11 protein-coding genes are annotated in these 11166 nt (G+C 72.8%); 10 read left to right on the plus strand and 1 reads right to left on the minus strand.

Translation table 11 applies throughout. The features are described 5' to 3' along the window. The first annotated feature begins 158 nt into the window (after positions 1 to 158). Positions 159 to 983 (plus strand): hypothetical protein, encoded by an 825-nt coding sequence (locus OG562_RS22735; RefSeq protein WP_266400636.1) that lies wholly within the window; start codon positions 159 to 161, stop codon positions 981 to 983. Between the two features lie 58 nt (positions 984 to 1041). Here OG562_RS22735 and OG562_RS22740 read toward each other — a convergent pair whose 3' ends face one another. Next, positions 1042 to 2238 carry a pyridoxal phosphate-dependent aminotransferase gene (locus OG562_RS22740; RefSeq protein ID WP_266400638.1) on the minus strand — a complete coding sequence of 399 codons (1197 nt, stop codon included), beginning with the start codon at positions 2236 to 2238 and terminating at the stop codon, positions 1042 to 1044. 140 nt (positions 2239 to 2378) lie between these two features. Here OG562_RS22740 and OG562_RS22745 point away from each other — a divergent pair, with 140 nt between their 5' ends. The 9 genes from OG562_RS22745 to OG562_RS22785 all read left to right on the plus strand — a co-directional run bounded on the left by OG562_RS22745 (position 2379) and on the right by OG562_RS22785 (position 11130). After that, on the plus strand, positions 2379 to 2687 hold the full coding sequence (locus OG562_RS22745; protein WP_266400640.1) for a hypothetical protein: 309 nt from the start codon (positions 2379 to 2381) through the stop codon (positions 2685 to 2687). A 389-nt stretch (positions 2688 to 3076) separates the two neighbouring features. After that, complete coding sequence (locus OG562_RS22750; protein ID WP_266400642.1) at positions 3077 to 3649, plus strand: DUF2617 family protein; 573 nt, start codon at positions 3077 to 3079, stop codon at positions 3647 to 3649. Positions 3650 to 3745: 96 nt separating this feature from the next. Further along, positions 3746 to 5383 carry a polyamine aminopropyltransferase gene (locus OG562_RS22755; RefSeq protein ID WP_266400644.1) on the plus strand — a complete coding sequence of 546 codons (1638 nt, stop codon included), beginning with the start codon at positions 3746 to 3748 and terminating at the stop codon, positions 5381 to 5383. A gap of 116 nt (positions 5384 to 5499) precedes the next feature. Continuing rightward, on the plus strand, positions 5500 to 6390 hold the full coding sequence (locus OG562_RS22760; RefSeq protein ID WP_266400645.1) for an SRPBCC family protein: 891 nt from the start codon (positions 5500 to 5502) through the stop codon (positions 6388 to 6390). A 31-nt stretch (positions 6391 to 6421) separates the two neighbouring features. Further along, complete coding sequence (locus OG562_RS22765) at positions 6422 to 7210, plus strand: aldose 1-epimerase (RefSeq protein ID WP_266400648.1); 789 nt, start codon at positions 6422 to 6424, stop codon at positions 7208 to 7210. Positions 7211 to 7219: 9 nt separating this feature from the next. Further along, on the plus strand, positions 7220 to 7789 hold the full coding sequence (pyrE, locus tag OG562_RS22770) for an orotate phosphoribosyltransferase (protein ID WP_266400649.1): 570 nt from the start codon (positions 7220 to 7222) through the stop codon (positions 7787 to 7789). 169 nt (positions 7790 to 7958) lie between these two features. Continuing rightward, a complete protein-coding gene (gene fbaA, locus OG562_RS22775) occupies positions 7959 to 8990 on the plus strand; it encodes a class II fructose-bisphosphate aldolase (protein ID WP_266400651.1) in 1032 nt (343 codons plus the stop codon). A gap of 67 nt (positions 8991 to 9057) precedes the next feature. Further along, a complete protein-coding gene (locus OG562_RS22780; RefSeq protein WP_266400653.1) occupies positions 9058 to 10560 on the plus strand; it encodes an MFS transporter in 1503 nt (500 codons plus the stop codon). A 156-nt stretch (positions 10561 to 10716) separates the two neighbouring features. Beyond that, positions 10717 to 11130: a DUF3151 domain-containing protein gene (locus tag OG562_RS22785; RefSeq protein ID WP_266400654.1), complete on the plus strand. Its 414-nt coding sequence runs from the start codon at positions 10717 to 10719 to the stop codon at positions 11128 to 11130. Positions 11131 to 11166 lie beyond the last annotated feature (36 nt).

Below are 11166 nucleotides of genomic sequence, written 5' to 3' on the forward strand. Positions count from 1 at the left end.
TTCAACGACGTTGATGTGTCCGCGTTCTGTCACGGCAGCGTGGAGGGTCATGGACATTGCTGCCGAGGCGGTTTCGAGGTGGGGCATAGTTGATCCACAGCGGCTCACGGGCTGCTGACCACTTCCCACTCCACTGCTCCCAAAGGGGCTACTTCGTCATGACCTCACTGCGTGCCCGTTCCGTCCTGATCGCTGCTGCCGCTGTGGCGGGGACGCTGCTGATGACGGCCTGCCAGAACGACGACACCGCCCAGGGCACCGCCACGGACAGCGCGGCGACGGCGCAGGCCGCTGCGGGCAAGAGCGGGGTGAGCGGCACGTTCACGGACGGCACGGTCGCCTTCCTGGCGCCGGGCAAGTACACGGTCACCACCGGCGGCAAGGCACAGCAGTTCTGGGTGGCGGAGGACACCAAGATCTCGGGCGCCGGCGGGATCTGCGGCGATGCCGACGGGCAGGCCGCAGAGGAGTGCACCGAGGCGCAGCTGGAGAAGGCCACGAAGAGCGGTGCGGTGCCGGCGGACGTGGTGCTGAAGGACGGCATAGCCGTGACCGTCACCGAACGGCCCGCCGACGCTTCCGGCACGGGCTCCTCCTCCACCACCGGCGGCTCGTCCACGGGGTCCTCGTCCACCGGCGGCTCGTCCTCCTCTTCGGGCGATTCGACGCCGTCCACGAACGGTGGTTCGAGCAGCGGTGGGAGCGGTTCGTCCAGCGGCGTGAACGGGACCTGGCTGGGAACGGTGTCGTACCTGGCGCCGGGCAAGTACACGGTGTCGGACACCAAGGACACCCAGCAGCAGTTCTGGCTGGCCGAGGACACCAAGATCTGGGGTGTGGGCGGGATGTGCGGTGACGCCGACGGGCAGGCCGCCGAGGAGTGCACCGAGGCGCAGCTGGAGAAGGCCGCGAAGGCGGGCACCCTGTCCGCCACGGTGAAGGTCACCGACGGTATCGCCACCAGCATCACCGAAGAGCCGTAAAGGGCAGCCCGCCCACGGCCGGAGTCCCGAGTGACCTGCGTACCAAGGGGTCGTGGGCTCAGGGCATGAGGCTTTGCAGACGGACGGCGGCCTCCTCGAGGACGTCGTCCTTCTTGCAGAAGGCGAAGCGGACCTGGCTGCGGCCGGCGTCCGGGTCGTCGTAGAAGACGGAGTTGGGGATGGCGACGACGCCGCAGCGTTCGGGGAGGGCGCGGCAGAAGGCGTGGGCGTCCTTCTCGCCGAGGGGGGCGATGTCGGTGGTGATGAAGTACGTGCCCTGCGGCTGGTAGACCTCGAACCCGGCCCCGCGCAGGCCGTCGCCGAGCAGGTCGCGCTTGCGCTGCATGTCCGCGCGGAAGGCGTCGAAGTAGCCGTCGGGCAGGGCGAGGGCCTCGGCGACCGCGTACTGGAAGGGCCCCGACGCCACGTACGTCAGGAACTGCTTCGCCGAGCGCACCGCCGTGACCAGGCCGGGGACCGCCGTGACCCAGCCGACCTTCCAGCCCGTGAACGAGAACGTCTTGCCGGCCGAGCCGATGGTGACCGTGCGCTCCCGCATCCCCGGAAGGGTCGCCAGCGGCACGTGCTCGGCGTCGTCGAACACCAGGTGCTCGTACACCTCGTCCGTGACGACCAGCAGGTCCCGCTCCACCGCCAGCTCGGCGATCGCGGTCAGCTCCTCGCGGGTGAGGACCGTGCCGGTCGGGTTGTGCGGGGTGTTGACCAGGAGCAGTCGGGTGCGGTCGGTGACCGCGTCGCGCAGCTCGTCCAGGTCGAGGCGGAAGCGGGCGTGCTCGGGGTCCGGGCGCAGGGTGACCGGCACCCGCGCGGCGCCGGACATCGCGATGCAGGCCGCGTAGGAGTCGTAGTACGGCTCCAGGGCGACGACCTCGTCCCCCGGCTCCAGCAGCGCGAGCAGCGTCGCGGCGATCGCCTCGGTCGCGCCCGCCGTGACCAGGACCTCGGTGTCGGGGTCGTAGGACAGGCCGTAGCGGCGGCTCTGGTGGTCGGCGATCGCGGTGCGCAGCTCGGGGACGCCCGGGCCCGGCGGGTACTGGTTGCCGCGCCCGTCGCGCAGCGCCCGCACGGCCGCCTCCCGGACCTCCTCGGGGCCGTCCGTGTCGGGGAAGCCCTGCCCCAGGTTGATCGACCCGGTCCGCACGGCGAGGGCGGACATCTCGGCGAAGATCGTCGTCCCGAACTCGGCGAGGCGGCGGTTGAGGAAGGGGCGTGCGGTGGAGGTCATGCCCGTCATCCTGCGCCGAAGCTCTGGACTTCCTCAACTCTGCTTTGGCAGGTGAGACGGACGGGCATCCCCCGTTCACGCAACGCCCACGCATTGCGCGAGGCGCCCACGGGGGGTCGCTTCGGGGGATACGGAAGGAGGGTGACGCCATGGTCTTCGGCATCATCCTGGCGGTGATCGCGGTTCTCTTCGTCTCGGCGGTCGTCAACGCCGGACGCAGGAGCGGACGCAGGGCCGGACGGAAGAGCGGGCTGCGGTCGCACGGCGGCAGCGCCGGCACGGCCGGCGGCGGCAGCTGGTGGGCCGGCGGGGGAGACGGCGGTTCGTCCGGCGGCCATTCAGGAGGCCACTCGGGCGGCCACTCCTCCTGCGGCGGGTCGTCCTGCGGCGGCGGCTCGTCCTGCGGAGGGGGCAGCGGCTGCGGAGGAGGCGGCGGATGCGGCGGCGGAGGCAGCTGACACGGGGCAGCTGAGCTCCCCGCGGGGGAGCCGCATCCGGACCGCGGGGCCCGCAGCCGACCACGGGCCCCGCGGTCACACCATGTGCATGGAGCGGGCGTGAAGGGCGTGTGCATGGGCCGCCCGGCGTACGCCGTAGTTGAACAGTTGAGCTGTGGAGCCCCCCGAGGGATGGAAACCCCACGAACTTGGGTAAAAACGCTGTGGCGGCGCCACCGTTCATGATTCCCTCTAAACCACCAACGCAGCCCCTCGGACCCCTACGGACGTCCCGCGCGGACGTTCTTCCCGGACCGGGCCGGCCGGGGCCGATCTCCCGGTGTCTACCGGGTGTACCGGGGTGCGCCGGACCTTCCCTTCTTTTCTTTGCGTCTCCGCGGAGCCGATCCATGCTCACGACCCTGAACACCTCCTACACCGACACGCGCGCGGCCGACCTCGCCTGGGCCCTGGGGCGCGAGCCGCTGCCCGCCCTCGCCACGCTCGACCTCGAACTCGCGGGGGCCAAGCTCCAGTTGAGACTGCTCGGCGCCTCGCACCAGGTGCTGCTGGAAGAGGAGCAGGGCCGCTGTTCGGAGACGGTGGCGTGCATCCCGGGCAGCAGCACCCCGCTCCCCCTGGGCGTCGCCAAGCGGGTGGGCGACTGGGAGTACGAGTTCGCGGCGCGCGTCGAGGTCCTCACGCCGGGCCAGTTCGCGGGCCGGGCCCAGGAGCTGCTGGCCCTCGTCGCCGACCACCCGCACGGCCTGGCCGGCGTCTTCCCCGGCAGCCCGCACGCCTTCACGGCCCTGCTCGCGCAGCGCCACGAGGGCCATGTCCACTGGCGCACCTGGCACGCCTACCCGCAGGACGGGCAGCTGGTGGCGACCAGGACGAGGGTCGGCGTCCGGGTGCCGGTCGGGCCGCAGGGATCACCGCAGGGATCGTCGCAGGGATCACCGGGGGGCTCATCGGGTCCCTGAGACCCCCGGACGTGTGAATCCCGTACGGGTTTGAGGAGCGGTTTCCACACGTGTGGGTGACGAAGCGTTCCGGACCCGTGACGTAACGTCGCAGTCGTGATCGAACCGCACGCCCCGGCACCGCCCGGCGCCCCGCCGTCCTGGCGCGGCCCCGCGCGGCTCCCCGTCCGGCCGGACACCGGACGGCTGCTGGTCCTCGCGTGCGTCTTCGTCTGCGCGGCCTGCGGTCTCGTCTACGAACTCGAACTGGTCGCCCTCGCCTCCTACTTGATGGGGGACTCCGTCACCCAGGCCTCCGTCGTGCTGTCCGTCATGGTCTTCGCGATGGGCATCGGCTCCCTCGCCGCCAAACGGCTGCGCCGGTTCGCCGCGGCCGGCTTCGGCGCGCTGGAGGCGACGCTCGCCCTGGTCGGCGGCTGCAGCGCCATGGCGCTGTACGCGGTGTTCGCCTGGACGGGCGACTGGGGCGGCCTGTGGGCGAACGGGCCCAGGATCCTGCTGGTCGCCTTCTCCCTCGCCATCGGCCTGCTCATCGGCGCCGAGGTCCCCCTCCTCATGGAGCTCATCCAGCGCATCCGCCGCCAGGACGCGGGCGGCGCGGTCGCCGACCTGTTCGCCGCGGACTACGTCGGCGCCCTCGTCGGCGGCCTCGCCTTCCCGTTCCTGCTGCTGCCCTTCCTGGGGCAGCTCACCAGCTCCCTGCTGACCGGCGCGGTCAACGTCGTCGCCGGGGCCGCCCTGGTCCTCGGCCTGTTCCGCCGCGACCTCACCCGCCGGGCCCGCTGGCTCCTGCTGGTCGCCAACGTCACCGCCCTCGGCGTCCTCGCCTCCGCCGCCGTCCTGGTCGACGACTTCGAGCGGGCCGCCCGGCAGGCGGTCTACGGCGACGACGTGCGGGTGGCGCTGCAGACCGGCGTCCAGGAGATCGTCCTCACCGGCGGCGTCGACGGCCGCCCCCTCGACCTCTACCTCGACGGCCGCCTCCGGGCCGGCGGCCGCGACGAGCGCCGGTACCACGAGGCGCTGGTCCACCCCGCGCTGAACGGCCCCCACGCGCGCGTGCTGATCCTCGGCGGCGGCGACGGCCTGGCCGCCCGCGAGGCCCTCGCCCACCCCGGCGTCCGCCGCGTCGACGTCGTCGAACTCGACCCCGGTCTGGTCCGGCTCGCCCGCACCGACCCCGCCCTGTCCCGCCTCAACGACCACGTCTACGGCGACCCGCGCGTCCACGTCAGCACGGCGGACGCCTTCCACTGGCTGCGCGGAGCGCCTCCGGCGACGTACGACGTGGTGATCGCGGATCTGCCCGACCCCGGGATCACGCGGAGCACGAAGCTCTACTCCGAGGAGTTCTACGGCCTCGCCCGGCGCGCCCTGGCCCCCGGCGGGCGGCTCGTCGTGCACGCGGGGCCGGTCGCCGCCCGGGCGCGCGCGTTCTGGACGGTCGAGGCGACGATGCGGGCGGCCGGCCTGCACACCGTCCCCTACCGCGTGACCGGCCGCGACGCCGGCTTCACCGGCGGCCCCGACCGCACCGCCGACACCTCCCGCGCCCCCCACGACTGGGGCTTCGTCCTGGCCGGCGCCGGCCCCCGCCCGCCCTTGCGCCTCGACCTCCGTGAGCCCCCGCCGCGGACCCTGACCCAGGCCGCGCTGACGGCGGACGCGCGGGCGGCGGAGGGGACGCGGGTGGCGGGGGTACGGGCCTCCACGCTGGTGCATCCGCGGTACTGAGCGCGGAGAGGGGATCGGGGGAGGGTCGGGGGAGGGTACGCCCGGCGGGCTCGGGGCGGGGCGAATACCCGTTTCGGCGGGTGCGTTGCCGCCCCCTCTGGGTAGGCTCCGCAACCATGGAGCATGAGGTGTTCGTTCCGGTTCCGGCCGAGCGGCTGAGGGCGGCCCTCGCCGACCCCGCGCAGGTGGCCCGTGCGGTTCCCGGGCTCCAGCAGGACGCGGGCGCGCAGCCCGTCACAGGGCGACTGAAACTGCGGGTGGCCGGCCACACCATCACCTATCGGGGCACGGCGCGTATCACTGCGCGCGCGGACGGGGCGTACGTCGTGGAGGGCGACGCGACCGAGGCGCGCGGCGCCGGCTCGGTCAAGCTGGCCCTCACCCTGCGGCCCACCGAGACCGACGGCGGCACGACCCTCCGCTTCGAGGGAACGGCCTCGGCGGACGGCCGGATCGCCGAACTGCCCTCGGACGCGGTGGGCGCGGCGGTCGTACGGCTGCTGAGTCGCTTCGCGGAGGAGCTGGGGGCGGAGGCGTCCGACCCCGAGCCCGCTTCCGGGGCCGAGCCCGAATCCGAGCCTGTTTCCGGGGCTGAGCCCGAATCCGAGCCTGTTTCCGGGGCCGAGCCCGAATCCGAGCCTGTTTCCGGGGCTGAGCCCGAGCCCGAGCCCGTTTCAGGGGCTGAGCCCGACCCCGAGCCTGTTTCCGGGGCTGAGCCCGATCCCGAGCCAGGGTTCGACGCCGATGTGGCGGAGGTGTCCCCCGAGGCCCTGGAGGACTTCACCGTGCCCGTGGAGCCGCCCGCCGAGGCCGCGCACGCCCGTCGGACGATGATCGGGCGCAGTGCGGAGGAGGTGGACCACGCTCCGCCGCGCGGCCGCTACGCGCCGGTGCCCGCCCCGCAGACCGTCGTCCCCGGCAACACCCTGCGCTGGGCGGCGCCCGCCGCCGCGCTGGTCGTGGCCTCGGCGATCGTGGTGGGCCGGGCGTTGCGCCGCCGCGGATAGCAGCGGATCAAGGAGTGGATAGGGTCGACCTGTGAGTGACGAAGACTTCACGCTGACCGCGGGCGACGCGGAGGCGACCGTACGGCCGGGCAACGGCGGCCGGGTCGGAGGACTGCGCGTCGGCGGCCTCGAACTGCTGCGCCAAGGCGAGCGGTTCGGCTGCTTCCCGATGGTCCCCTGGTGCGGCCGGATCCGCGAGGGCCGCTTCCTGGACGGCGGGACCCTCCGTCAGATGCCGCTCAACGCCGCCCCGCACGCCATTCACGGCACCGTCCGCGACGGCGGCTGGAAGGTCGCGCGCCGCACGGCGGCCGAGGCGGTTCTGACGTACGACCTGGTGGAGCCGTGGCCCCACCCCGGGCGGGTCACGCAGGTGGTGACCCTGACCGAGGACGCCCTCACGCTCACCATGGGCGTGGAGACGCACGACTCGTCCTTCCCGGCGCAGATCGGCTGGCACCCCTGGTTCAACCGGAACCTGGGCGACCAGGACGTGCAGGTGTCCTTCGCCCCGGCCTGGCAGGAGGAGCGCGGGGAGGACCATCTGCCCACCGGTGAGCGCGTCGAGCCGAAGCCGGGCCCCTGGGACGACTGCTTCGGCATGCCCGACGGCGTCGCCGTAGGCCTCACCTGGCCGGGGCAGCTCCGGCTCGACGTGACCAGCCCCGAGCGGTGGGTCGTGGTCTACGACGAGCAGGAGGCGGCCGTGTGCGTGGAACCGCAGACCGGTCCGCCCAACGGCCTCAACACCCTCCCGCGCCTGGTCACGCCCCTGGAGCCGCTCGAGGCCACGACCACCTGGTCCTGGACGCGCCTCTAAGCTGAGGGCATGACGGACGTGGATGTGGATGCAGTGGACGTACGCGGCGCGCTGTTGCAGCAGATCAAGGACAAGGCCGTGGTGCACGGCAAGGTGACCCTGTCGTCGGGGCTGGAGGCGGACTACTACGTCGACCTCCGCCGCGTCACCCTCGACGGGACGGCCGCCCCCCTGGTCGGGCAGGTGCTGCTGGACCTGACCGAGGGACTGGAGTTCGACGCGGTGGGCGGCCTGACCATGGGCGCCGACCCCGTCGCCGGCGCCATGCTGCACGCGGCCGCCGCGCGCGGCAGGAAGCTGGACGCCTTCGTCGTCCGCAAGGCGGCCAAGGCGCACGGGCTGCAGCGGCGGGTCGAGGGGCCGGACATCGCGGGCCGCCGGGTCCTGGTCGTCGAGGACACCTCCACCACCGGCGGCTCCCCGCTCGCCGCCGTGGAGGCCGTGCGGGAGGCGGGCGCCGAGGTGGTGGCCGTGGCGACCATCGTGGACCGGGCCACCGGCGCCGACCAGAAGATCCGCGAGGGCGCCGGGGTGCCGTACCTCTTCGCGTTCTCGAAGGACGAGCTGGGCCTCGACTGACCAGCATTTTTGACGTCGGCTTTAACTTGATGTGACCGGCGTGCGGACCGAGCCTGGACCATCCGCGCATGTCTGGAAAGATGGGGACGACGATGACGTCGCACCCAAGGTCTAGGTCAGGGCCGTAAGCACGTAGCACGCCAACCCGCACATACCAAGGAGCGGACAGATGCCCATCGCAACCCCCGAGGTCTACAACGAGATGCTCGACCGGGCGAAGGCAGGCAAGTTCGCCTACCCGGCCATCAACGTCACCTCGACCCAGACCCTGCACGCGGCTCTGCGCGGCTTCGCGGAGGCGGAGAGCGACGGCATCATCCAGATCTCGACCGGCGGCGCCGAGTTCCTGGGCGGCCAGTACAGCAAGGACATGGTGACGGGCTCCGTCGCCCTGGCCGAGTTCGCGCACATCGTCGCCGAGAAGTACCCGGTCACCGTCGCCCTGCACACGGACCACTGCCCCAAGGACAAGCTCGACGGGTACGTCCGTCCGCTGCTCGCGGTCTCCGAGGAGCGCGTGGCGCGCGGCGAGAACCCGCTGTTCCAGTCGCACATGTGGGACGGCTCCGCCGAGACCCTCGCCGACAACCTCGCCATCGCGCAGGAGCTCCTGGAGCGCGCCCGCGCCGCCAAGATCATCCTCGAGGTCGAGATCACCCCGACCGGCGGCGAGGAGGACGGCGTCTCGCACGAGATCAACGACTCCCTGTACACGACCGTCGACGACGCCTTCCGTACGGTCGAGGCGCTCGGCCTGGGCGAGAAGGGCCGCTACCTGCTGGCCGCGTCCTTCGGCAACGTCCACGGCGTGTACAAGCCGGGCAACGTCGTGCTCCGCCCCGAGCTGCTCAAGGAGCTCAACGAGGGCGTCGCCGCGAAGTACGGCAAGCCGGCCGGCTCGCAGCCGTTCGACTTCGTCTTCCACGGCGGCTCCGGCTCCTCCCCGGAGGAGATCGCGACGGCGCTGGAGAACGGCGTCGTCAAGATGAACATCGACACGGACACGCAGTACGCCTTCACGCGTCCCGTCGCCGACCACATGTTCAAGAACTACGACGGCGTCCTGAAGGTCGACGGCGAGGTCGGCTCCAAGTCGACCTACGACCCGCGCACCTGGGGCAAGCTGGCCGAGGCGAGCATGGCCGCGCGCGTCACCGAGGCCACGCAGCACCTGCGCTCGGCGGGTACGAAGATCAAGTAATCGGCTGATCGCAGCTGATCCTGGCGAGCCCGGTGCTACGGCACCGGGCTCGCTGTATACCTGGAACATGCCCGACGTCCGGATGGCCTCGCCGCAGGGCAAGTGGATCCTGCTCACCACCGTGCTCGGCTCCAGCATGGCCCTGCTGGACTCGACCGTCGTCAACGTCGCCCTGCCCCGCATCGGCCGTGACCTCGACGCCGATCTCGCCGCCCTCCAGTGGACGGCCAACGCGTACATGGTCACGCTGGCCGGGCTGATCCTGCTGGGCGGCTCCCTCGGCGACCGGTACGGGCGGCGCAAGGTGTTCGTGGTGGGCGTGGTGTGGTTCGCCGCCGCCTCGCTGCTGTGCGGGCTCTCCCCGAACGTGGGCGTGCTGGTCGCCGCCCGTGCCCTGCAAGGGGTGGGCGGCGCGCTGCTGACGCCCGGCTCCCTCGCCCTCATCCAGGCGTCCTTCCACCCCGACGACCGGGGGCGGGCCGTGGGCCTGTGGTCCGGCTTCGGGGGCATCGGGGCGGCCGTGGGGCCGTTCCTGGGCGGCTGGCTGGTGGACGGCCCCGGCTGGCGCTGGGTGTTCCTGCTGAACGTGCCGTTGGCGGTGCTGTGCGTGCCGGTGGCCCTACGGCATGTCCCGGAGTCGGATGCGGGCACCTCCCGCTCGAGCGAAGCCGAGAGTGGGGGAGGGCGGGCGCACGGCCGGTTCGACGTCCTGGGAGCCGCGCTGGGGGCGCTGGCGCTCGCCCTGGTGACGTACGCCCTGATCGAGGCCCGCAGCGGTTCCCTCCTCGTCGCCGTGACGGCGGTCGCGGGCGTGGTGACCGGGATCGCCTTCGTGGCCGTGGAGCGGCGGCGGCCGGATCCGATGCTGCCGCTCGACATCTTCGCCTCCCGCCAGTTCACGGCCGTCAACCTGGTCACGCTGTGCGTGTACGCGGCCTTCGGCGGCTTCTTCTTCCTCTGCGCGCTCCAGCTCCAGGTGGTGGCCGGTTGGTCCGCCCTCGGCGCGGGCACGGCGCTGCTGCCGACGACCGTGCTGATGCTGCTGTTCTCCGCCCGCTCCGGGGGGTTGGCGGACCGCATCGGGCCGCGCATCCCGCTCACCGTCGGACCGCTGCTGTGCGCCGCCGGGATGCTGCTGATGCTGCGGGTGGGGCCGGACGCGTCCTACGTCGCCGACGTGCTGCCCGCCGTCCTGGTCCTCGGCGTCGGGATGGTCGCGCTGGTCGCCCCGCTGACCGCGACCGTCCTGGCCTCCGTGGACGTCTCCCGGGCCGGTCTGGCCAGCGGCGTCAACAACGCGGCGGCGCGGGCGGCGGGGCTGGTCGCGGTGGCCGCGCTGCCGCTGCTGACCGGGATGGGCCCGGAGTCCTACCGCTCGGCGGACGCCTTCGACGACGCCTTCCGACGGGCGATGCCGCTGTGCGCGGGAGTCCTGGCGGTGGGCGCGGCGATCGCCTTCACGACGGTACGACGTCCGGCCCCGGGCTGCCGTCGGCCGGAGTGCCGGACCCACGGGAGCGTGCTGGCGCCGCCGCTGGAGGGGGAGCGGACGCGGAAGCGTCTCACCTAGGGGACCTAGGGAACCCAGGGAACCCAGGGAACCCAGGGAACCCAGGGGTGGTGGACGGCGGTGGACGGCGGTGGATTTCGCCGACCCTGACGGGTGTGCCGGGCTCGGTGGGGCGTCGTCGTGCGCGCAGGGGAACGGGTGGAGGAGACTTGACCCATGTCCCTTCACGAAAACCTCCTCGGGGGTCCGCCCCCGACCCACCTCCCCGACGACCCGGAGCCGCGCACGCTCCTCGCGAACGGCACGGCCCCCGCCGACGTCGCCGCCAAGTACCCGACGTCCTCGCTGGCCTGGGCCCAGCTCGCCGACGACGCGTTCGAGCGGGGCAGCGTCGTGGAGTCGTACGCCTACGCCCGTACGGGGTACCACCGCGGCCTGGACAGTCTGCGTCGGGGCGGCTGGAAGGGCCACGGCCCGGTGCCCTGGGAGCACGAGCCGAACCGCGGCTTCCTGCGCGCCCTGCACGCCCTCGCCCGCGCCGCGCAGTCCATCGGCGAGCAGGACGAGTACGAGCGCTGCTCGCAGTTCCTGAAGGACTCCTCGCCGACGGCGGCCCAGACGCTGGGCTAGGTCCCGTCCCGGTACGCGGACTGATACGCGGCGCGT

The sequence above is a fragment of the Streptomyces sp. NBC_01275 genome, assembly GCF_026340655.1.
In the GTDB taxonomy this organism is placed as follows: Bacteria; Actinomycetota; Actinomycetes; order Streptomycetales; family Streptomycetaceae; genus Streptomyces.

Bases quoted from the DNA above. Each gene is read 5' to 3' on its own strand.
- OG562_RS22735 (WP_266400636.1), top strand. From the start codon at position 159: ATGACCTCACTGCGTGCCCGTTCCGTCCTGATCGCTGCTGCCGCTGTG.
- OG562_RS22740 (WP_266400638.1), bottom strand. From the start codon at position 2,238: ATGACGGGCATGACCTCCACCGCACGCCCCTTCCTCAACCGCCGCCTC.
- OG562_RS22745 (WP_266400640.1), top strand. From the start codon at position 2,379: ATGGTCTTCGGCATCATCCTGGCGGTGATCGCGGTTCTCTTCGTCTCG.
- OG562_RS22750 (WP_266400642.1), top strand. From the start codon at position 3,077: ATGCTCACGACCCTGAACACCTCCTACACCGACACGCGCGCGGCCGAC.
- OG562_RS22760 (WP_266400645.1), top strand. From the start codon at position 5,500: ATGGAGCATGAGGTGTTCGTTCCGGTTCCGGCCGAGCGGCTGAGGGCG.
- pyrE (WP_266400649.1), top strand. From the start codon at position 7,220: ATGACGGACGTGGATGTGGATGCAGTGGACGTACGCGGCGCGCTGTTG.
- fbaA (WP_266400651.1), top strand. From the start codon at position 7,959: ATGCCCATCGCAACCCCCGAGGTCTACAACGAGATGCTCGACCGGGCG.
- OG562_RS22780 (WP_266400653.1), top strand. From the start codon at position 9,058: ATGCCCGACGTCCGGATGGCCTCGCCGCAGGGCAAGTGGATCCTGCTC.
- OG562_RS22785 (WP_266400654.1), top strand. From the start codon at position 10,717: ATGTCCCTTCACGAAAACCTCCTCGGGGGTCCGCCCCCGACCCACCTC.